We start from the raw sequence: 21,364 nt of genomic DNA, 5'->3' as shown, positions 1-21,364 counted from the left end.
CTCGCGAGCAGACACAAAATCGCACCCAAATCGCCGAGGCGATGCGATTATGTGTCTGCTCGGCGGGTAGGTCTACCCCTGGCATTCGGCGATGCGCCGTTGCAGGAACCCGCGGCTCGGTTCGGAGCCGTTGGAGTCCAGCGCAACTCGATACCACCGGAGCGCGTCGGCGCCTCGTCCGGCTCGTCGCAACAGGTCGGCCCGCGCCGACGCAACCAGGTTCGAGTGGCTCAGCCGCGGGTCGTGGGCCACTTCTTCCAGCGCGGCCAGGCCGGCGTCGGGACCATCGCGGAAACCCACCGCCAGCGCGCGGTTGGCTACCACCACCGGCGAGTCCGTCAGCTGCAACAGCCGGTCATATGCCGCGCAGATGGTGGTCCAGTCGGTGTGCTCCCAGGACGGCGCGCTCGCATGCAATGCGGCGATCACCGCTTGCGGTAGATAGGGGCCCCTGGATCCGCTGGCCCGCCGCAGCCGGTCCAGCCCACGGGCGATGCGGCCGTGATCCCATCGGGACCGGTCTTGCTCGTCGAGGGGCACCAGGGCCCCGGCCTCGTCCACCCGCGTCGCCCGTCGTGAATCATGCAGCAACACCAGCGCCGCCAGGGCATGCGTCTCCGGCTCCTGCGGCATCAGCGCGCACAGCTCTTGCGCCAGCCGGACCCCCTCATCGCAGAGCTCGTCGCGAATCGCCGACGGGCCTCCCGTCGCCCAATACCCCTCGGTGAACACCGAGTAGATGCAGCCCAGTACGTGAGGCGTGCGTTCGGGCAACAGTTCCGCGGGCGGCACCCGCAGCGGGATGTTGGCATGGCGGATCTTGTTCTTGGCGCGGGTGATGCGCTGACCGATGGCCGCATCGGTCTGCAATAGTGCCCGGGCGATCTCGGTGACGGTCAACCCGGACACCAACCGCAGCGTCAGTGCCAGTTGCGATTGGCGGTCCAGTGCCGGGTGCGCGCAGGCGAACATCATGCGCAGCTCATCGTCGCGAACCGGATGTGGGTCGCTGTGTTCGGTTCGCGCCCGGATAGCACCGATGTCGTTCACGACGTAGGCCAATTCTTTCGCGGGACGAGCGGATTCGCGTCTGAGCCGGTCTCGCGCGCGGTTGCGCGCCACCGTGACCAGCCAGCCGCCGGGACTGTCGGGTAGGCCGTCCCGGGGCCAGGCGCGCAGCGCCTCGGCACAGGCTTCCTGGACGGCGTCCTCGGCGATGGTGAGGTCGCCGGACCACCGCGCCAGCGCGGCGACGGCAGATCCCCACTCCCGGCGGAAGACGCCGTCCAGGTTGGCCATTGGTGACGTCTGAGGCTAGAGGCCCGAAACGCCGGCCAGTCCTCGCACCAGCACGGTCGAGGCGGGGATCATCGATGCCAACTTGACGGCCTCGTCCCGGTCTGCGGCGCTGAGCACGTAGTAGCCATTGGCGACCTCGGCGCCTTCGACATACGGGCCGTCGGTGATGAGAACCTGGCCATCGCGCACCCGCACCGTGGTGGCCGTGGACGACGGATGCAGGCCGGCGCCGGCCTTGATGTGCTCGCTGGCCGCCGCGCCGAACTGCTGGTGCTGTGCGGCCATTGCCTCCCACTCCGGGGTGCCGGGCGCGACCGCTCGCTCGGGCGGCTCGAGCAACAGCGCAATCCAATTGCTGCCCTGCAGTGGCTGTGTGGGCAGACCCGGCCCGGCCATCGGCCACACCTCAACCGCACCGTACTTGGCGGCCGGAATAGCACGGGCCAGTTCGAGTACCTCATCGAGGTTCTCGGTTTCGAATACGTAGTATCCGCCCGCGACCTCGGCGCCTTCGGCGAACGGGCCGTCGGTAATGACCGGCGCATTCGGGCCCCCGGTGATCTGCGCGGCGTCAGCGGCGGATAGTAGCGCGTCGCCGCCGCGGATCGCCGAGGCGGCGAGGGCATGGAACGCTTCGTAGGCCGCCATCTCGGCTGCCCCCCTCGCTGGGTGTGCGGTCGCGCTCCTTGCTGATCAACAAGGCGAAGTAGTGCATTTGCGGTCACCTCCGGATAGCGAGCGAAACCCGTTGTCTCACTCTCTACCCTTTTGACGAACAAGGTGGCGGCAATCCGACACCCGCGCCCGGATACGCGGAAATCAGGCGCTAACCGCACCTGGTTTGAGGTAGGTCACCAGGCTGCAGTCCAGCATCTCGTCGGTGAAGTAGTGTTCGCAGCCGCGCAGATACTTGATGTAGCGGTTGTAAACCTCTTCGGAGGTGACCTCGATGGCCTTTTCCTTGTTGGCCTCGAGGTTGTCGCCCCAGATCCGCAGCGTCTTGATGTAGTGGGGGCGCAGCGAAAGCGGCTCGGGGACGACGAAACCGGCCTTCTCGCCGTGTTCGACCATCATCCCCGTCGACGGCAACCGCCCGCCCGGGAAGATCTCGGTCACGATGAACTTGATGAAGCGCGCCGTCTCGAAGGTCAGCTTCTTGCCGCGGGCGGCCATTTCGAAGGGGTGGTAGCTGACGCTGCTCTGGACGGTCATCCGGCCGTCCTCGGGCATGATGTCGAAGCATCGTTTGAAGAAGTCGTCGTAGTTCTCGTGCCCGAAGTGCTCGAAGGCCTCGATCGAGACGATCCGGTCGACTGGCTCGTTGAAGTCTTCCCAGCCGTGCAGCCGCACCTGCCGTGAGCGGTTGGTGTCGATCTCGCCCAGCACACTCTCGCAGCGGGCGTGCTGATTCTTGGACAACGTCAGGCCGATCACGTTGACATCGAACCGCTCGACCGCGCGCTTCATGGTGGTGCCCCAGCCGCAGCCGATGTCCAGCAGGGTCATGCCCGGCTTGAGGTCCAGCTTGTCAAGGTTGAGGTCGATCTTGGCGTACTGGGCTTCTTCGAGGGTGAGCTCCGGCGGCTCGAAGTACGCGCAGCTGTAGATCCGGGTGGGGTCCTGGAACAGGGCGAAGAAATCGTCGGAGACGTCGTAGTGCGCCTGGATGTCTTCCGAGCGCGTCCGCATCTTCGTTGGTGTCGGCGGAATTTCAGCCATTGTCGTCCTGTTCTCCTGATGTTCGCAGCTGCGACGCACCCGCGAAGCCTCGCTCTGACTATGCGCCCGTACGGGATTCTCGCATTAACTGGCGGCGCGGAAGGTTAGCCCGCGCCCGTACCCCTTACTGTGGCAGGAAAGTCTACTTGGCCAGAGTGAACTGATTGCAGTCGATGTAGCCGATCCGGAATGCGCGGGCGCAGCCGGTCAGGTACTTCATGTACCTCTCGTAGACCTCTTCTGACTGGATCTTGATCGCTTCGTCCCTGCGCTCCTCCAAGGCCTCGGCCCAGAAGTCCAGTGTCTTGGCGAAGTCGAGTTGCAGCGACTGCCGCCGGGCCACCTTGAACCCCACCTTGTCCGCGTGCTCTTCGACGGTCTCGATCATCGGCAACCGCCCACCCGGGAAGATGTCGGTCACGATGAACCGGATGAACTTGGCCATCTCCATGGTCAACGGGATGCCGCGCTCCATGACCTGCTTGGGGTGCAACCCGGTGATCGCGTGCAGCAGCATCACGCCGTCGGCGGGCAGGGCCTCGTAGGTGAACTTGAAGAAGTCGTCGTAACGGTGAAAGCCGAAGTGCTCCAACGCTTCGATGGTGGCGATACGGTCAACCGGCTCATCGAATTCCGCCCAGTCGCGCAGCAGGACCCGGTGGGAGCGATTGGTGTCGACCTCGTCGAGTACCTGCTGGCAGTACGCGTGCTGGTTCTTGGACAGGGTCAGCCCGACGACGTTGACGTCGTACTTCTCGACGGCCCGCTTGAGCACCGAACCCCAGCCGCAACCGATGTCGAGCAACGTCATCCCGGGTGTCAGTCCCAGCTTGTCCAGCGTCAGATCGATCTTGGCGATCTGCGCTTCCTGCAAGGTCATGTCCTCGCGCGGGAAGTAGGCGCAGCTGTAGGTCCTGGTCGGGTCCACGAACAGCGCAAAAAACTCGTTGGACAGGTCGTAATGAGCCTGAACATCGTCGAGATTGGACCGCTTGCGCGAAGCGGCTACTGCTTTACCGGACATTTGCCCTCCCGATCGGGACCGACACCCTCACGAGGTGACCATTCATCGGCACCCTACACGCGGCGAAGCGTTTCCTATGCATTTGACGGCGTTCCCGCTGGTCCGCGTCGATCCGAATCGGACCGCCGCGATATCACGACTTCTCCAGGGTGAACTGGTTGACGTCGATGTAACCGACGCGGAAGCCGTCGGCGCAGCCGGCCAGGTATTTCATGTAGCGCTCATAGACTTCTTCGGACTGAACCTCGATGGCCTCGTCCCGGCGGGCTTGCAGGGCTTGGGCCCACAGGTCCAGGGTCCTGGCGTAGTGCGGCTGCAGCGACTGGCGGCGCGTCAGCGTGAAGCCCGCCTTCGACGAATGGTCGGCCACCTTCTCGATCGGCGGCAACCGCCCGCCCGGGAAGATCTCGGTCACGATGAACTTGATGAACCGGGCTATCTCGAACGTCAACGGCATGCCGCGGTCGGTGGCTTGCTGGAAGGTCAGCCCCGTGATCGTGTGCAGCAGCATCACCCCGTCGCTGGGCAAGATGTTGTGGGCCAGGGTGAAGAAGTCGTCGTAACGGTCGTGACCGAAGTGCTCGAACGCGCCGATCGAGACGATGCGGTCGACGGGCTCATCGAACTGTTCCCAGCCCTCCAGCAGCACCCGCCGGGTGCGTGCGGTGTCCAGCTGGTCGAACGATTTCTGCACGTGGGCGGCCTGGTTCTTGGACAGGGTGAGGCCGACGACGTTGACGTCGTATTTCTCGATCGCGCGGCGCATGGTGGCGCCCCAGCCGCAGCCGACGTCGAGCAGTGTCATGCCGGGCTCCAAGCCCAGCTTGCCCAGCGCCAGGTCGATCTTGGCGATCTGCGCCTCTTCCAGCGTCATGTCATCGCGCTCGAAGTAGGCGCAGCTGTAGGTCTGGGTGGGGTCCAGAAAAAGCCGGAAGAAATCGTCGGATAGGTCGTAATGCGCCTGTACGTCGTCGAAATGCGGCTTTAGCTCTTTGGCCATGACCCTGATGCCTTTCCGGGCCGAAACCGACCCTGCGGTGCGCGCATTGGCACCGGAACGTCCCCCTAGCGTTCTGGGGGGATGTTATCCGATTCGGGGGTGACACACGAAACCGCGAACCAGTGTGCTGAGCGCCTCCTTCGCCGCTATTTCGTGAGGGTGAACTGGCCCACGTTGACAAGGCCTCGGCGGAATCGCTCGGCGCATCCGGTGAGGTAGTGCATGAAGTTGTCATAGACCTGTTCGGACTGCACGGTGATGGCCCGATCCCGGGCGGCCGCCAGATTGGCGGCCCAGATGTCCAGGGTGTGCGCGTAGTGCTGCTGCATGAGTTGGATCTGTTCGTCGGCGAAACCGGCGGCCTGGGCATTGTCGACGATGTCGGATTCGGACGGCACCTCGCCGCCCGGGAAAATCGACTCCCGCAGGAACTTGAGGAACCGCAGATCGCTCATGGTCAGGGCTATGCCCTGTTCGTGTAGCCACCTGCGGTCGTAGGTGAACAGGCTGTGCAACAACAGGCTGCCGCCAGCAGGGAGGATGTCGTAGGAGCGCTGGAAAAATGCGCCATAGCGTTCTTTGCGGAAGGCATCGAACGCCTCGAATGAGACGATCCGGTCCACCTGCTCGTCGAACTCTTCCCAGCCCTGCAGCCGCGCCTCGGCCCGCCGCTTGGTGCCGAGCGCGGCCAGCCGGTCCTGGCTGCGCTGGCAGTGATTGCGGCTGAGGGTCAGACCGATGACGTTGACGTCATATTTCTCGACCGCCCGGACCAGCGCACCGCCCCAGCCGCAGCCGACGTCGAGCAGGGTCATCCCGGGCTCGAGGTGCAGCTTGTCCAACGCCAAATCGAGTTTCGCCAATTGAGCTTCTTCGAGGGTCATGTCGTCGCGCTCGAAGTAGGCGCAGGTATATACCCAGGTGGGGTCCAAGAACAGGCCGAAGAATTCGTCTGAAATGTCGTATGTTGCTTGGGAGTCTTCAAAATACGGTTTCAGTTCGGCCATTTGGCGCAACCTCCTGCGCCAACGGTACCGCTCGGCGGCAATCACCGAAACTGGTCGTGAGAAAGCCGTATCAGATACCGGGCGCCCTATTACGGGCTATTCGGCCTGCTCGAAGTTGCTCGTGAGGACGCCGATCACCTGGTCCCAGAGTTGCCGTGGCAGGTCATGGCCCATCCCGTCGAATTCCACCATCCGGGCGCCGTTGATGGCTTTGGCGACGGCCCGCCCGCCGAAGGGGCGCACCAGCTTGTCGGCGCGTCCGTGGATCACCACGGTGGGTGCCACGGTCCGGCGGTTGTAGCCCAACAGGCTGCCACTGCCCAGGACCGCGCTGAACTGTCGGGGGATGCCCCACGGGTAGTAGCTGCGGTCGTAGTTCTCCGCGGCGTCAGCGCGAATCCACTCCTCGGTCGGTTGGTAACCCGGACTGCCGGTGATCCTGGTGACCCGCACGACGTTGTCGATGATCACTTCGCGCGGCGAGCCCGGGGGCGGGCCGTTGAGCACCGCGAGCAAGGCCCGGGGTGCCGGCGGCGGCAGAAACGGGCGATTGTTGCTGGAGAAGATGACCGCCAGCGAGTTGGTCCGCTCGGCAAAGCGTGCGGCGAAGATCTGGGCGATCATGCCGCCCATCGAGGCCCCGACAATGTGGGCCCGTTCGATATCGAGGTGGTCCAGTAGCGCCGCCGCATCGTCGGCCATGTCTTCCAGCGTGTATGGCGTTTGGCTGCGCCGGCCCAGCCAGGAGCGGATCAACTGCGGCATCAGGGGTTGCCTGGCGCTGGGCTGCTCCATCTTGGTGGACAGGCCGACATCGCGGTTGTCGTAGCGGATGACACGCAGGCCCTGGTCGACCAGCTTATGGCAAAACCCGGTGCGCCACAGGAACAGCTGGGCGCCGAGGCCCATGATCAGCAGGACGGGCGGGGCGTTGATGTCGCCCATGTCCTCGTAGTACAGCTTCAGATCACCGGCGGGCTGCCGCTCGGACGTGGCCCCCGATCCGACCCCTGATTGGGCATAGCCGGTGCGGATTTCCATCGCGATTCGCTACGCCTCGACGTCGCTGGCATCGCCGCTGGCGTCGCTGGCGTCGCCCTGATGCTCGCGGCTCACCTCGACCATGAAATTGGCGAAGTAACCGGTCAGCTGCGGATCGGACATCATCTGCCACTTCGGAGCCAGCAGCTTCATGTACCGCTCGACGTAGAGGAACTGTTTGCCGATCAGCACCAGCTCGCGAGGCAGCTTGACGTCGTAGGCGTCGGCCAGCGCCGAGAGCTGACGACCGATGTCGGCGTAGGACATGTCGCCCAGCGACTGCATCGTCAGCGGCGTGGCGAATTTCTCCAGGTCCTTGGCGGCCTGCGCCTCGGGCTTCATCGTCCCGACGGCGCCCATCAGCACCACGATCTTGCCGGCCGCGGCGTGGTCCTTCTTCACCAGCAGCGCGTACACCAGCTCACGCAGCAGCCATCGGGTGCGCGGATCGATGCGGCCCATGATGCCGAAATCGAAGAAGACGATGCGGCCTTCCTCGTCCACGTAGAGGTTGCCCGCGTGCAGGTCGCCGTGGAACAGCCCGTGCCGCAGCCCGCCCTCGAACACGCTGAACAGCAGCGCTTTGACCAGCTCGGTGCCGTCGAAGCTGGCCTTGCGGATGGCGGCGACATTGTCGATGCGGACGCCGTGCACCCGCTCCATCGTCAGCACCCGTTCGCTGGTGAAGTTCCAGTGCACCTGTGGCACCCGGATGTTGCGGCCCAGCGGGGACGCGTGCAGGTGTGCGACCCAGGCATCCATCGACTGCGCCTCGAGACGAAAATCCAGCTCCTCGGCGAGGTTGTCGGAGAAGTCGGCGACAACGTCTTGAGCCGAGAGTCGACGGCCCAATTTCGCCAGTTCGACGGCCTGAGCAAAGCGCTGCAGGATTTGCAGATCGGCGGCCACCCGGCGGCGGATGCCCGGGCGCTGGATCTTGACCACCACCTCCTCGCCGGTCTTGAGCGTCGCGTAGTGGACCTGCGCGATGGAGGCCGATGCGAAGGGCTCTTCTTCGAAAGCGGCGAACAGTTCGGCCGGTTCGGCGCCGAGCTCCTCGACGAACAGCTTGTGCACCTGGTCGGTGTCGGCCGGCGGCACCCGGTCCAGCAGTCCGCGGAATTCCCGCGACAGTGACTCGCCGAACGCTCCCGGGCTGGACGCGATGATCTGACCGAACTTGACGTAGGTCGGGCCCAGGTCGGCGAACGTCTGCGGGATCTCCTTGATGATCTTCTGCTGCCAGGACGAGGCGAATCCTTTGCCCGGTAGCTTCGTGACGAAGCGAGCCGCGGTGCGGGTGACATGCCAACCAGTGACGGCTACCCGGGCCGCTTCGACCGGCAACGGCACCCGGTCCAGCTTGGCCACCTCGCGGTGTTTGGTAGTAGTCATTTGAGCAGTGTGCCAAATCGACAGTGTCAAGTCACAATTGTTGTGAGCCCATTCACGCGCTGGGTAATGCTCGCCGAGCGTGCCTCCATTGCGAAAATCAGGCCGGAATTTCGCAATGATTACACGTGCGGCGGCGCGGCTCGCGAGAAGTTTTCGGTAAGGGTTTCCAATATTGGGCGCCATACCGGCTGGGGGAGATCATGGCCCATTCCGTCGACCACGACGAAGCGTGCGTCCGGGATCGCCGCGGCGACCGCCCGCCCGTTGCGCGGCCGCACCATCGGGTCTGCCGAACCATGCAGCACCACCGTCGGCGCAGTGATCGCCTTGCTGTACCCGAGCAGGCTGCCGGTGCCCAGCACGGCATCAAACTGGCGCAGCATGCCTGGCGGGTAGTTGCAGCGGTCGGCGAGTAGCCGCACGCGCTGGCGCAGGTCGCTTTGAGGCGGCAAAAAGTTGGGCCCGTTGAACACGGCGACGTTGCGCACCTCGAATGCCAGCTTCTCTTCGGCAGACGCGTTCGGGCCGGGCTGGCCGAACGCCAGCTTGATGACCCGCCACGCCGGTGGCGCCGAGAACGCCTTTCCGGTGGTCGACATGATGATTCCCAACGACGCCACTCGCTGGGGCTGATCGGCGGCCAGGATCTGGGCGATCATGCCGCCCAGTGACGCCCCCACCACGTGTGCCCGGGCGATGGACAAGTGGTCCAGCAGGGCCGCAACGTCCTCGGTCATGTCGAGCAGGGTGTAGGGCACCGGGCTGGGCCGGCCCAGCAGGTAGCGCCCTATCCGTCGGTAGACCGAGCCCGGTGCGCGCATCCCGCGCATCTTGGCCGACAGACCGGTGTCGCGATGATCGAATCGGATGACGCGGTAGCCGGCCGCGACCAGGCGGGCGCAGAATTCGTCCGGCCACATCGGCAGCTGGGCGCCTAAACCCATGATGAGCAGCACCGGCTGACCGCTCGGGAGGCCCAGTTCTTCGTAGAACAGTTCGACGTCGCCCGTAGTCGTCTCGCGGCGCGCAACGCCGCTGCTGGTGCGCACGCCTCATTTCTACCTACCGCCGCGACGCCCGCGTCGCGGCGGCACGAGGCTCATTGCACGGGTGGGCGGCGAAGATGCCAGTCGGTGGCGCTTTGAAAGGCTCGCCCGGCCCGGATCAGCAGCGGTTCATCGAAGTGTCGAGCCACGAATTGGAAACCGATCGGTCCGCCGTGGGAATCGAAGCCGCCCGGCAGAGTGATCGTCGGGCTGCCGGAGAAGTTGAACGGTCCGGTGAAGCGCAGCAAGTCCGGCAGAGTCTCGGGATTGAACAGCAACTCCCTGAACCGATCGAGGGTCAGGTTCGCCAGCGGCAAGACGGGCGCGACGAGCAAGTCGACATCCTCGAACAGCGCCGCCAGTCTCCCGGCGAACAGGTTTCGCTCGCGCTGGATGCGGGCGATCTCCATGCCGGACACCGCGTGACCGGCGTCCAGGAGCTGGCTTGCGAATGGGCCGTACTCCGCGGATCGGGACGGATAGGTCCGCTCGTGCACGACGGTGATTTGGGCCCCCACATAAGCCCCCCACCCGGCCGCCAGCGCCGCGGTCGACGGCAGCGACACCTCGCGAATGTCCGCGCCGAGGTTCGCCAGCACGCGCAGCGCGGTGCGGACCACCCGCGCCACATCGGGCTCGACCCCGCCGAGCGCGTACTCCGGATCGAACCCGATCCGCACGGTGCGAACCTCGGGTGAACCCGTCACGTACTCGGGTACCCCAACTCTGGTGGCGGTTGGATCCTGCGGGTCGGCACCGGCGATCGCCTGCAACACATGGCCGGTGTCCTCGGCGTTTCGCGCCATCGGTCCGATGGTGTCCAGTGACGGCGCCATCGCGAACACACCGTGGACGCTGACGCGTCCCCAGGTCGGCTTGAGGCCGGTGGCTCCGGTCATCGTGCACGGAGTGCGAATCGACCCGCCGGTGTCGCCGCCGAGGCTGGCCGTGCACAACCCGGTGACGGTGGCCACGGCCGAGCCGCTGGACGACGCTCCGGCCCAGCGCTCGGCGCTCCACGGGTTCACCACCGCCGGGAAATCCGGGTGGTACTCGGCGCCGGCGGCCTCGCACATATGCAGCTTCCCCAGCAGCACCGCTCCGGCCCGCCGCAAACGGGAAACCACCGTTGCGTCGTAGCTGGGTCTGAAATCCCGATGGATCGCCATGCCCGCGGTGGTTGGGATCCCCTGGGTAAAACAGAGATCCTTCACGGCAATCGGAACACCATGCAGCCGGCCGCGGTGGTTACCGCGTGCGATCTGTTCCTCGGCTTGTCTCGCCTCATCGAGTGCGCTGTCGGCCAGCACCGTCATATATGGGTGCAGCACGGGATTGAGCCGGTCGATGCGTTGCAGGTGCGCTCTGGTGACCTCCACCGGAGAGAGCGCCCGAGTCGCGAACGCGTGCGAAAGCTCAGCGATCGTTGCGTAGCACGGATCGATGTCGCTCACATCCGCCACGGTTGATCAACGTAGCGAACACGGGCAGCATTCGATGGCCGACATGCTGTGCCAAAGGGCCGCCAAAGGGTTGCCCAATAGCTTTGTCGAGTCGCCACGGCGCCGTAGGGTGCGGTCATGCAGGTGGTTTCGGCGGAATCGACCGAACTTTTCGTGGGCCCGCCGGATGCCCCACTGCAGCTGGTCCGGGTGAGGATCGCCGAGTGCACCGAGCCGACATCAATCCGTGTCGACGGTGCCGGCCTGAGCGGACAGGCCCTCGCCGCGGTGGGGGCCGAAATCCTCGAGGTGCCGGTTGTGCTCGAGGACCCCGTCGTGGGACAACGGCGGGATGCGCGGGTCTGGGCGGGTTCCGCCGGCGCAGCCTGCACATTCACATTCACGTTCACCGTGGCCGAGCCGGGCTGGACGATGTTCATGGTCAGCCACTTCCACTACGACCCGGTGTGGTGGAACACCCAGGGGGCCTACACCAGCCAGTGGCACGAAGACCCGCCCGGGCGCGCCCGTCAGACCAACGGGTTCGAACTGGTACACGCCCATCTCGAGATGGCGCGCCGCGATCCCGACTACAAGTTCGTGCTGGCCGAAGTCGACTACCTCAAGCCGTACTGGGACACCCATCCGCAGGACCGTGCCGACCTGCGCCGGTTTCTGGCGCAGGGCCGGGTGGAAGTGATGGGCGGAACCTATAACGAACCCAACACAAACCTCACCAGCCCAGAGACGACCATTCGTAATTTGGTGCACGGCATCGGTTTTCAGCGTGACGTGCTGGGCGCCGACCCGGCCACCGCATGGCAGCTCGACGTGTTCGGCCACGACCCACAGTTCCCGGGGATGGCCGCCGACGCCGGCTTGACGTCGAGCTCGTGGGCGCGTGGACCGCACCACCAATGGGGTCCCGCGCAGGGCGGCCGGGGCGAGGGTGTCGAACGGATGCAGTTTTGCAGCGAGTTCGAGTGGATTTCGCCATCGGGTCGGGGCCTGCTCACCCACTACATGCCGGCGCACTATTCGGCGGGCTGGTGGATGGACTCGTCGAGCTCGCTGGCTGAGGCCGCGGCGGCCACCTACGCGCTTTTCGACGAGCTCAAAAGGGTCGCCTTGACCCGTAACGTGCTGCTGCCGGTCGGAACCGACTACACCCCGCCGAACAAGTGGGTTAGCGAAATCCACCGCGACTGGGCCGCCCGCTACACCTGGCCGCGATTTGTCTGCGGCCTGCCGAGGGAGTTTTTTGCCGCGGTGCGTGCCGAACTGGCCGACCGTGGTGCGGTCGCGTCGCCGCAGACGCGCGACATGAACCCGATCTATACGGGCAAAGACGTGTCCTACATCGACACCAAACAAGCCAACCGGGCCGCCGAGAACGCGGTCCTGCAGGCCGAGCGCTTCGCCGTGTTCGCCGGGGTCCTCTGCGGTGCCCCGTATCCGCAGGCGGCGTTGGCCAAAGCGTGGGTGCAACTGGCCTACGGGGCACATCACGACGCCATCACCGACTCCGAGTCCGGCCAGGTCTATCTGGATCTACTCACCGGATGGCGCGACGCGTGGGAGATCGGCCGCACCGTCCGGGACAACTCGCTGCAGCTGCTCTCGCGCGCGGTGGCCGGCCCGGGGGAGGCGGTCGTGGTGTGGAACCCGTTGACCCGGCGGCGCACCGACATCGTCACGATTGAGCTGCAGCGGCCGTTGGGCGTCGGCGTGGCGGTGCGCGGACCCGACGGTGCACACACCCCGGCGCACGTCGATGCCGACGGGCGGACCGTCAGCTGGCTGGCCAGCGATGTCCCTTCGCTGGGCTGGAAGACCTACCAGTTGATCCCGACCGACGCGGCTACGGGCTGGGAACCGGTAACCGGGACCGAGATCGCCAACGAGCACTACCGCCTGCGCGTGGATCCCGAACGCGGTGGCGGCGTGGAATCGCTGGTGCGGGACCACCGCCAGCTCATCGCGGACGGGCGGGTGGGCAACGAGCTTGCGGTTTACCAGGAATATCCATCGCACCCGACGCAGGGCGAGGGCCCGTGGCATCTGTTGCCCAACGGGCCGGTGGTGTGCTCGTCGGAATCGGCCGCCGAAGTGCGCGGCTACCGCTGCCCGATTGGGCAGCGGCTGGTGGTGCGAGGCCGGATCGGCACGCTGCTGCGTTATACCCAGACCCTGACCTTGTGGCGGGGCGTGGCCCGGGTGGACTGTCGCACCACCATCGATGACTTCAGCGGCAACGACCAGCTGGTGCGCTTGCGGTGGCCCTGCCCGGTGCCGGGCGCGATGGCGGTCAGCGAGGTGGGCGATGCCGTCGTCGGGCGAGGTTTCGCGCTGCTGCACCCGGTCGGTGAATCGGGAGCTCGGTCGGTGGACACGGCCCAACACCTGTGGACATTGGACAACCCGGCCTACGGCTGGTTCGGATTGTTCTCGGCGGTGCGGGTCCGCGCCGGCAGCGACGCGGTGCGCGCGGTATCGGTGGCCGAGGTGGTGTCCCCCTCGGAGGCGACATCGGGCCCGCTGGCGCGCGAGCTGATGGTCGCGCTGGTGCGCGCCGGTGTGACGGCCACCTGCAGTGGCGCCGACAAACCGCGCTACGGAAACCTCGACGTGGACTCCAATTTGCCCGACGTCCGGATCGCGCTGGGCGGGCCCGCGCGCAACGTGTTCACCAAGGCCGTGCTGGCGGACGCGGATCCGGGCTACACCGCCGAGTTGGAGCGCCAGTTGGCCAGCGGCGGGCGGGCCCGGGTGTGGGTGCCGGCCGCGACCTCGTTGGCGTCGGTCTGGGTGCCCGGGGCGGACCTGCGCGCGCCACGTGCGCTGCCGGTGCTGGTGATCGACGGTCGCGACGACACGGATCTCGCCGCGGCGATCGCCGCGCTGGTCGACGATCTGGCCGATGCCGAGATCTCCGTCCGGCAGCAGGCGCCGGCAGACATGGAACCGTTCGAGGCCCGCACGATCGCGTTGTTCAACCGCGGAATGCCCAGCTTTGCCGTCGACTCCGAGGGCACCCTGCATACCGCGCTGATGCGGTCCTGCACCGGCTGGCCGTCCAGGGTCTGGATCGACGAGCCCCGCCGCACCGCGCCCGACGGCTCCAACTTCCAGCTGCAACACTGGACCCACGATTTCGACTACGCCCTGGTCTGCGCCGACGGCGATTGGCGGCGCGCCGACATCCCGGCCCGCAGCGCTGAGTTCTCCCAACCATTGCTGGCCGTGACTGCGCGCGACCGCGCGGGCAAGCTGGCGCAGGTCGGATCGCTGCTAGAGATCGAGCCGGCCGGCTCGGTGCAGCTGGACGCGCTCAAGGCGGCGGGTAACCCGCTGACCGCCGGCAGTGCCCGGTCCGTCGACCCCGCCGCGGTGACGCTGCGCCTGGTGGAAACCACCGGGGCGGCGGCGCCGGTGACGCTGCGCTGCGAATTGGGCGAGCTGAGCGAGCTTCGGATGGCTGACCTGCTCGAGCATCCGCAGCGAGCTACCCCAGGGGTTAATCTGCATGGCTTTCATGTCGCCACCACGCTGGCCCGGCTCGAGATGCCCGCGGTGCTGTCGTGTTCTGACGCGCTTGCGCCGCAGCACGAGGCGGCTCAACCGCTCTACGCGCGGTATTGGCTGCAAAATCGGGGCCCCGCACCACTGGGCGGGCTACCCGCCGTCGCCTACCTGCACCCCGAGCAGGTGACGGCCGAGCCGGGAAGCCAGGTGACGTTGCGTTTGACCACCGCCAGCGACTGCACCGATTCCTCGCTGTGTGGCCTGATCGAGGTGCGGTTTCCAGATGGCTGGTCGGTCGCACCCCGCCGGTTGCCGTTCGACTTGGGCGCCGGTGAGTATGTGGAGACCAACGTCATGGTGAGGATTCCGGCCACCGCCGGACCCGGGCTGTATCCGGTGCGCGCCCAGTTGAGCATTACCGAGCCGGAAGTCCCGGCGGCGTGGCGGCAGATGGTCGAGGATGTCTGTGTGGTGGCCGTCGGGACCGATCTCAGCCAGCTCGTCTATCTCGCCGAGGAACCGGCCGACCTGGAGCAGGCCGCCGGAAGTTCGGCCCGGCTTGCGGTGACCGTCGGCAGCCGCGCCCAAACCGACCTGACGCTCGAGGCGCACCTCATCAGCCCCTGGGGTACCTGGGAGTGGATGGCCCCGGCCGCGGCCGGGGCCGTGCTGCCTGCCTGCGGCAGCGCCGAACTCGTTTTCGATGTGGCCCCGCCGGGCTGGCTGGCCCCGGGACAGTGGTGGGCGCTGGTGCGGGTCGGCTGCGCCGGCCGACTGGTCTACTCCCCAGCGGTACGGGTGACGGTGACATGACCGGTTCCCTGGTTGCGACCGTCGCGGGCGCACCCATTGCCGTCGGTGAGGTCGACGCGCGCGAAGCGCGGCTGCGCAACGGCCCGCGGGCGGCCGCGCTGCCGGTCAGCGGCACAAGCGAGGGGCGGCAGCTGCGGCGCTGGCTGGCGCAATTGATCGCGACCGAGCGGGTGCTTGCCGACGAAGCCACAGCGCGCGGCGTCACCGGGCATCCGGCGCCGTCGGAGGCCGAACTGCTGCCCGATGTCACCGCGCGCCTGGAGATCGGCAGTGTGGCCGCTGCGGTGCTTGCCTATCCGCGGGTGCGGGCGCTGTTCGCCGAGGTCACGGTGGACGTCCGGGTCGGTGACGACGAGGTGGCCGCCTACCACGCCCGCAACCCGCTGCGGTTTGCGGCTCCGGTGCCGGGGCGGCACGGTTGGCATGTCCCGCCGGTGGCCGCCCCGCCGCTGGAGCGGGTGCGCGACGCGATCGCCGAGCACCTGTTGGGGGCCGCGCGCCGACGCGCGTTCCGGGTGTGGCTGGACGGGCGCCGTGCCGCGCTGGTCCAACTGGCCCCGGGTTATGAGCATCCCGGCGATCCGCGCCAACCCGACAACACCCACCGGCACTGAGCGCTCATGTTGACCCTCTGTCTGGACATCGGCGGCACCAAGGTCGCCGTCGGGCTGGCCGACGCCGACGGCGCGCTGGTGCACACCGCCCAGGTGCCGACCCCGGCGCGATGCGCGGCCGAGCAGGTCTGGGCCGCGGTCGCCGAGGCGATCGCCGAGGCATTGCGGGTGGCCGACGCCACGGTGGCTGCGGTGGGTATCGCCTCGGCCGGGCCGGTCGACCTGGATAGCGGGACGGTCAGCCCGATCAATATCGGCTCCTGGCGCGGCTTCCCGCTGCGAGACCGGGTTGCGGCCATGGTGCCCGATGTGCCGGTGCGGCTGGGCGGCGATGGGGTCTGCATGGCGCTCGGCGAGCACTGGCTGGGTGCGGGACGGGGAGCACGTTTCCTGTTGGGCATGGTGGTGTCCACCGGTGTCGGCGGGGGGCTGGTGCTCGGCGGCGTCCCGTATCCGGGCCGCACCGGCAACGCGGGACACGTGGGGCATGTCGTGGTCGATCAGGATGGCCTGCGGTGTTCCTGCGGTGGCCGTGGCTGTGTCGAGACGATCGCCGCTGGCCCGTCGATGGTTCGATGGGCTCGGGCCAACGGTTGGTCGGCGCGGCCCGAAGCGGGCGCCAGGGAATTGGCGGCCGCGGCAGCCGCCGGAGATGCCGTGGCGCTGGCGGCCTTTCGCCGGGGCACCCGTGGCCTGGCCGCCATGATCGCCTCGGTGGGCGCGGTGTGCGACCTCGACCGGGTTGTCATCGGGGGAGGGGCCGCCAAAGCCGGGCGCCTGTTATTCGACCCGCTGCGCGCGGCATTGGCCGACTACCTCGGGCTGGACTTCTTGGCCGGCCTGCGCGTTGTGCCCGCCGAGCTAGGCGGACAGGCCGGTCTGGTCGGTGCCGCCCGCCTTGCCGGGCTCGGCTAGCCGGCTGTGGCGAACGACGTCCGCGTCCCGGCCGACCCCTCGCACAGACGAGTTGGGGTCCCCGATGTCACGGGGGTTTCTCGTCCTCGTGTCGTGCTGATTTCACGCCGGTGTCGCGCAATCCCGACGGCGATTTTTCTTGGGCGACGAGCCGGCAATTAGTGGCCCCTGGCTAGACGCGGTTCCCGCGCTCGAGCTCATTGATGCGTCTTAGCGGTGAGACGCAACCCCGCGCTTTGGCCGTCGTTGTTGCCGGTTGAGTTGCCGCGGTGAGACGCGTGCCGGCCGGGCGCTGCGCCGGGCATTGTTCAGTTTTTGGCGGTGCCGTCGATTCGCGTTGTACGCCGTTTACCTGCGTGTATAGCGTGTTGGCAGTCGCTTGGGGCGGCATTCTTGGCTGGGCTGATGGGGGTGGGGTCATGTCGTTTGTGAGTGTTTCGCCGGAGCTAGTGATCGATGATGCGGCGGCCTTGACACAGATTGGGTCATCGATCGATGAGGCCAATGCGGCGGCTGGTGCGACGACGGCCGTGCTGCCTCCCGGGGTGGATGAGGTCTCGGTGGCGCTGGCGGCATTGTTCGTCGCTCATGGGCGCGAGTACGAGTCGCTCAGCGCTCAGGTGGCGCTGTTTCACCGGCGGTTTGTGCAGATGCTGGCCGCCGCCTCGGGGGGCTATGCGGAAGTTGAAGCTGCCAACATATCGGCGGTAGCCGGTTTGGAGACCGTCGAGCAGTGCGTCTTGGACGTGATCAATGCGCCCACTCAAGCGTTGTTCGGGTGGTCGTTGATCGGCAACGGCACCGACGGCGCGCCCGGTAGCGGGCAGGCGGGCGGCAACGGGGGGTTGTTGTGGGGCAACGGTGGTAACGGTGGCTCAGGTGGAGTAGGTCAGGCCGGCGGGGCCGGCGGGTCCGCGGCTCTACTCGGCCATGGCGGTGCCGGCGGCGCCGGCGGAGTCAGTGGAGTCTCGGCCGTGGGTGCGACCGGCGGTGCGGGCGGCAACGGCGGATGGCTGTACGGCAATGGAGGCGCCGGTGGCCTTGGCGGCCAAGGCGTGCTCACCGGGGGCAATGGCGGGGCTGGTGGGGCCGCGAGATTCTTCGGTGCTGGCGGGACCGGCGGAGCTGGTGGGCTGGGACTGGGCGACACCGGCGGAATCGGCGGAATCGGCGGAAACGCCGGAGCGCTGTTCGGCCCCGGTGGTGCCGGTGGCGCCGGTGGTGCCGGTGGCCCCGGCGGCGCGAACGGTACCAACGGTGGTGATGGTGGTGCCGGGGGAGCCGCGGGGTTGTACGGCCTCGGTGGCGCCGGTGGTGCCGGCGGCGATGGTGGTGCTGGCCTTTCCGGCGGGGCTGGTGACGCCGGTGGTGCGGGCGGCCACGCGGGCAACGGCGGTGCCGGTGGTCGCGGTGGCTGGTTGGTCGGCAACGGGGGCGTCGGGGGGCTCGGCGGTGTCGGGGGCACCGGTGGTGCGGGTGGTGCCGGCGGGGACGGGGTTGTCCTGGGCAGCGCCGGCGGAACTGGCGGCGACGGTGGGGTTGGCGGGACCGGCGGAGTTGGCGGGACCGGCGGCGAGGGCGGCTTTCTGGGTCAGCGGGGCGCTGGCGGTGCCGGCGGAGCCGGCGGTGCCGGTGGATTGGCTGGCGACGGTGGCCGAGGCGCGGCGGGCACGTTTGCCGGCGGTACCGGTATCGGAGGTCCAGGGGGCGACGGCGGCAACGCGCGTGTCGGCGGGGCCGGGGGAGCCGGTGGGGCCGGCTCCGTGACAGGTGCCCACGGCGCGGAGGGGGCGCGTCCGATCAGTGGTAATGGTGGCGCCGGGGGCCGCGGCGCCGACGCGATAGCGCCTGGCAAATCGGGTGGGGCTGGCGGGGCTGGTGGTAACGGCGGGCTGTTCGGCCACGGCGGAGACGGTGGTGACGGCGGTGTGGGCAAGGCCGGTGAAGCGGGGGCCTCAGGTTTGCTCCGCGGTGAGGCTGGCTTCGCGGGCGAGGCCGGCGGTGCCGGCGGGAATGGTGGTGCCGGCACCACCGGCCTGGCCGGGCACATCGGCATAGACATGAACGGCGGTGCCGGCGGGGTTGGCGGTGCCGGCGGGAATGGTGGGGCCGGCGGCACCGGTGGCGACGCAGGTCATGCGCAGGCGGGCGGCTACTCCGATGGCCTCCAGGGCGCCGGTGGTGACGGAGGCCACGGCGGGAGCGGGGGCGTGGCCGGTGATGGCGGCCGTGGTGCCGATGCCGCGGCGGGCTCGGGGTTGGCTGGCGGCGATGGTGGGCGAGGTGGCGATCCGGGTGCTGGGGGCGAGGGTGGCGCCGCTGGGGGCGGCTCTGTTGCAGGTACCGCCGGCCTTGACGGGATTGGCCCGACCAGTGGCGGTAACGGAGGCAACGGCGGTCACGGCGGCAGCGGCGCCGTCGGCGTCGAAGGCGGGGCCGGTAGTGCTGGCGGCGCCGGCGGCCGGGGCGGCGACGGCGGTGCCTATGGCAACGGAGGAGTCGGCGGTAACGGCGGTGCGGGCGGGGCAGGTAGTCCGGGCGCCCATGGCGGAACCGCGGGTGAAGACGGGTTCAATGCCGGTGATGGCGGGCACGGTGGTGCTGGCGGTGCCGGCGGCGGCGGTGGTGCAAAGGGTGGTGTCGGCGGTGCCGGCGGGTCAGGTGGCGTCGGCGGTCAGGGCGGCACCGGCGGTGATGGCGCCACGGGGTTGTCGGGGAAGGCCGGTACCGGCACGGACGGCGAATCGGGCGGCAGAGGCGGTCACGCGGGTAACGGTGGCAACGGCGGTGACGGCGGCGCGGGCGGTGTGTCCCACGCACGCGGATTCCTCGACGGCGCCGACGGTGCCGGCGGTTCGGGGGCGCCGGCGGTAATGGCGGTAACGGCGCCAACGGTGGTAACGGCGGTTCCGGTCCGAATCCCATCGGGTTCGAGAACGGGCACAACGGTGGCAACGGTGGCAACGGTGGTTACGGCGCGGCGGGCGGTGTCGGTGGCATCGGCGGAATCAGTGGTGACGGCTCCACCCACGCCGCCCCGGGCGACGACGGAATCATGGGCAATGGCGGTCATGGCGGTCATGGCGGCCATGGCGGCGATGGCAGTAGAGACAATCCCGACGGCGGCGGCCACCCCGGCGACGGTGGCTACGGCGGCAACGGCGGATCCGGTTTCAACGCCGGCAACGGCGGCAACGGTGGCCCAGGCGGCAGCGCCCACGCCTCGCTGGTCGGCAAGGCCGGCAACGGCGGTTTCGGCGGCACCGGTGGTAACAGTTTTGGCGGGGTGTCGGGTAACGGTGGTAACGGCGGCGACGGCGGCCACGCCCTGCATGGGCAGCCGGGTGGTCACGGCGGTCACGGTGGTGTGGCACATATCGACGGCTCGGACTATCCCGGCTGGCCCGGCCTGCCCGGCGATGTGGGTTACCAGGACGGCACCGGCGGTGGTGGAGGCACCGGCGGGGCCGGCGGCCACGCCCCATAGATCCGCGTTACTCAAGTGGCTGGAGTAGCTGAAGTGGCTTGGGCGGCCTCGCGTGGCGGTTCGGGCCCAACTTCCCGTGCGGCGCTGCGGGGGGCATACTCGCCCGTTTTGGCTGATCGGGCGGGCCGCGCTATTGTGGTGTCCGATCCACCGAAGACCGTCGGTCACCGAGAAATCGGTTGAAGGTCCGGGAGTAATCCCGGCGGCCCACGCAGGAGGACGAGGCAAGTATCGCCGGCCCTTGTGCTGGCGCGCATTCACGCCCCGGCCGCATCCTGCGCCGGGGCGTTCGACGTTTTGCGGCGATCACAGACGACACGTCGCACCAGCTAATACCGGAAACTTCCACCGGACTTCGACTTCAGGAGGCATGCATGGCCAGGGCTGACAAGGCCACTGCCGTTGCGGACATCGCAGAGCACTTCAAGGCGTCGACCGCAACTGTCATTACCGAATACCGTGGTTTGACGGTCTCCAACCTGGCCGAATTGCGCCGGTCGTTGGGCGAGTCGGCCACCTACGCCGTAGCCAAGAACACCCTTATCAAGCGCGCAGCTTCGGAGGCCGGTGTCGAAGGCCTCGACGAGCTGTTCGCGGGCCCCACCGCGATCGCGTTCGTCAAGGGCGAGCCGGTCGACGCGGCCAAGGCCCTCAAGACCTTCGCCAAGGAACACAAGGCGCTGGTCATCAAGGGCGGCTACATGGACGGTCACGCGTTGACCGTCGCTGAAGTTGAGCGGATCGCCGACCTGGAGACCCGCGAGGTGTTGCTGGCCAAGCTGGCCGGCGCGATGAAGGGCAACCTCGCCAAGGCTGCCGGGCTGTTCAATGCGCCGGCCTCGCAGTTCGCCCGGTTGGCGGCGGCGCTGCAGGAGAAGAAGGCAGAGGAGCCCGGCTCGGCGCCGGCCGCAGCTACCGAGACTCCTGAAGCCGCGGGAACCGCTGAAGCCTCCGAAGCCCCCGAGGCGACTGACACGGCGACCGACGCCGAATAGCCACCTGTATCGAGAAACCACCAAATAACCCAAGAAACCCCC

The 21,364-nt window shown here is 67.9% G+C and carries 14 protein-coding genes and 1 pseudogene; 5 read left to right on the top strand and 10 right to left on the bottom strand.

Translation table 11 applies throughout. The features are described from left to right. Nucleotides 1–72: 72 nt before the first annotated feature. The 10 genes and pseudogenes from SHTP_RS21195 to SHTP_RS21150 form a co-directional block, all read right to left on the bottom strand. Nucleotides 73–1,299: an RNA polymerase sigma factor gene (locus SHTP_RS21195; RefSeq protein ID WP_096371696.1), complete on the bottom strand. Its 1,227-nt coding sequence runs from the start codon at nucleotides 1,297–1,299 to the stop codon at nucleotides 73–75. A 15-nt stretch (nucleotides 1,300–1,314) separates the two neighbouring features. Then, nucleotides 1,315–2,014, bottom strand: a pseudogene (locus tag SHTP_RS21190) (YciI family protein). Between the two features lie 104 nt (nucleotides 2,015–2,118). Beyond that, a complete protein-coding gene (gene mmaA4, locus SHTP_RS21185) occupies nucleotides 2,119–3,018 on the bottom strand; it encodes a hydroxymycolate synthase MmaA4 (RefSeq protein ID WP_015354646.1) in 900 nt (299 codons plus the stop codon). 142 nt (nucleotides 3,019–3,160) lie between these two features. After that, nucleotides 3,161–4,042: a methoxy mycolic acid synthase MmaA3 gene (gene mmaA3 / locus SHTP_RS21180; RefSeq protein WP_096371694.1), complete on the bottom strand. Its 882-nt coding sequence runs from the start codon at nucleotides 4,040–4,042 to the stop codon at nucleotides 3,161–3,163. 133 nt (nucleotides 4,043–4,175) lie between these two features. After that, nucleotides 4,176–5,042: a cyclopropane mycolic acid synthase MmaA2 gene (gene mmaA2, locus SHTP_RS21175; RefSeq protein WP_096371693.1), complete on the bottom strand. Its 867-nt coding sequence runs from the start codon at nucleotides 5,040–5,042 to the stop codon at nucleotides 4,176–4,178. A gap of 146 nt (nucleotides 5,043–5,188) precedes the next feature. Then, complete coding sequence (gene mmaA1, locus SHTP_RS21170; RefSeq protein WP_096371692.1) at nucleotides 5,189–6,049, bottom strand: mycolic acid methyltransferase MmaA1; 861 nt, start codon at nucleotides 6,047–6,049, stop codon at nucleotides 5,189–5,191. Nucleotides 6,050–6,145: 96 nt separating this feature from the next. After that, the gene (locus SHTP_RS21165) at nucleotides 6,146–7,090 is read right to left on the bottom strand and encodes an alpha/beta fold hydrolase (RefSeq protein ID WP_420866623.1); all 945 of its coding nucleotides are present in this window, start codon (nucleotides 7,088–7,090) and stop codon (nucleotides 6,146–6,148) included. 9 nt (nucleotides 7,091–7,099) lie between these two features. Further along, nucleotides 7,100–8,485 carry an ABC1 kinase family protein gene (locus tag SHTP_RS21160; protein WP_197706202.1) on the bottom strand — a complete coding sequence of 462 codons (1,386 nt, stop codon included), beginning with the start codon at nucleotides 8,483–8,485 and terminating at the stop codon, nucleotides 7,100–7,102. A 119-nt stretch (nucleotides 8,486–8,604) separates the two neighbouring features. Continuing rightward, nucleotides 8,605–9,534: an alpha/beta fold hydrolase gene (locus SHTP_RS21155; protein WP_096371691.1), complete on the bottom strand. Its 930-nt coding sequence runs from the start codon at nucleotides 9,532–9,534 to the stop codon at nucleotides 8,605–8,607. A gap of 50 nt (nucleotides 9,535–9,584) precedes the next feature. Further along, nucleotides 9,585–10,985 carry an amidase gene (locus SHTP_RS21150; protein WP_231991662.1) on the bottom strand — a complete coding sequence of 467 codons (1,401 nt, stop codon included), beginning with the start codon at nucleotides 10,983–10,985 and terminating at the stop codon, nucleotides 9,585–9,587. A 126-nt stretch (nucleotides 10,986–11,111) separates the two neighbouring features. On the opposite strand from SHTP_RS21150, the gene SHTP_RS21145 reads away from it, so the two are divergent. From SHTP_RS21145 to rplJ, 5 genes are all read left to right on the top strand, one after another. Continuing rightward, nucleotides 11,112–15,311 carry a glycoside hydrolase family 38 N-terminal domain-containing protein gene (locus SHTP_RS21145; RefSeq protein ID WP_096371689.1) on the top strand — a complete coding sequence of 1,400 codons (4,200 nt, stop codon included), beginning with the start codon at nucleotides 11,112–11,114 and terminating at the stop codon, nucleotides 15,309–15,311. Beyond that, the gene (locus tag SHTP_RS21140) at nucleotides 15,308–15,925 is read left to right on the top strand and encodes a DUF7158 domain-containing protein (RefSeq protein WP_096372595.1); all 618 of its coding nucleotides are present in this window, start codon (nucleotides 15,308–15,310) and stop codon (nucleotides 15,923–15,925) included. The genes SHTP_RS21145 and SHTP_RS21140 overlap by 4 nt, the downstream gene beginning before the upstream one ends. 6 nt (nucleotides 15,926–15,931) lie before the next feature. Continuing rightward, nucleotides 15,932–16,840: an ROK family protein gene (locus tag SHTP_RS21135; protein WP_096371688.1), complete on the top strand. Its 909-nt coding sequence runs from the start codon at nucleotides 15,932–15,934 to the stop codon at nucleotides 16,838–16,840. Between the two features lie 419 nt (nucleotides 16,841–17,259). Next, nucleotides 17,260–20,355: a PE family protein gene (locus tag SHTP_RS21130; RefSeq protein ID WP_231991661.1), complete on the top strand. Its 3,096-nt coding sequence runs from the start codon at nucleotides 17,260–17,262 to the stop codon at nucleotides 20,353–20,355. 346 nt (nucleotides 20,356–20,701) lie between these two features. Continuing rightward, on the top strand, nucleotides 20,702–21,322 hold the full coding sequence (gene rplJ, locus SHTP_RS21125) for a 50S ribosomal protein L10 (RefSeq protein WP_096371687.1): 621 nt from the start codon (nucleotides 20,702–20,704) through the stop codon (nucleotides 21,320–21,322). The last annotated feature ends 42 nt before the right edge of the window (nucleotides 21,323–21,364 follow it).

This window comes from Mycobacterium ulcerans subsp. shinshuense (assembly GCF_002355775.1).
Lineage (GTDB): Bacteria > Actinomycetota > Actinomycetes > Mycobacteriales > Mycobacteriaceae > Mycobacterium > Mycobacterium marinum.
The sequence above is the reverse complement of the archived record's forward strand: the minus strand, read 5'-3'. Positions and strand labels throughout refer to the sequence as shown.

What these genes read in the sequence shown, in the direction of transcription:
- SHTP_RS21135 (WP_096371688.1), top strand. Translation starts at nt 15,932, where the DNA reads ATGTTGACCCTCTGTCTGGACATCGGCGGCACCAAGGTCGCCGTCGGG.
- rplJ (WP_096371687.1), top strand. Translation starts at nt 20,702, where the DNA reads ATGGCCAGGGCTGACAAGGCCACTGCCGTTGCGGACATCGCAGAGCAC.
- SHTP_RS21195 (WP_096371696.1), bottom strand. Translation starts at nt 1,299, where the DNA reads ATGGCCAACCTGGACGGCGTCTTCCGCCGGGAGTGGGGATCTGCCGTC.
- SHTP_RS21165 (WP_420866623.1), bottom strand. Translation starts at nt 7,090, where the DNA reads ATGGAAATCCGCACCGGCTATGCCCAATCAGGGGTCGGATCGGGGGCC.
- mmaA3 (WP_096371694.1), bottom strand. Translation starts at nt 4,042, where the DNA reads ATGTCCGGTAAAGCAGTAGCCGCTTCGCGCAAGCGGTCCAATCTCGAC.
- SHTP_RS21160 (WP_197706202.1), bottom strand. Translation starts at nt 8,485, where the DNA reads ATGACTACTACCAAACACCGCGAGGTGGCCAAGCTGGACCGGGTGCCG.
- mmaA4 (WP_015354646.1), bottom strand. Translation starts at nt 3,018, where the DNA reads ATGGCTGAAATTCCGCCGACACCAACGAAGATGCGGACGCGCTCGGAA.
- SHTP_RS21140 (WP_096372595.1), top strand. Translation starts at nt 15,308, where the DNA reads ATGACCGGTTCCCTGGTTGCGACCGTCGCGGGCGCACCCATTGCCGTC.
- SHTP_RS21145 (WP_096371689.1), top strand. Translation starts at nt 11,112, where the DNA reads ATGCAGGTGGTTTCGGCGGAATCGACCGAACTTTTCGTGGGCCCGCCG.
- mmaA2 (WP_096371693.1), bottom strand. Translation starts at nt 5,042, where the DNA reads ATGGCCAAAGAGCTAAAGCCGCATTTCGACGACGTACAGGCGCATTAC.
- mmaA1 (WP_096371692.1), bottom strand. Translation starts at nt 6,049, where the DNA reads ATGGCCGAACTGAAACCGTATTTTGAAGACTCCCAAGCAACATACGAC.
- SHTP_RS21130 (WP_231991661.1), top strand. Translation starts at nt 17,260, where the DNA reads ATGTCGTTTGTGAGTGTTTCGCCGGAGCTAGTGATCGATGATGCGGCG.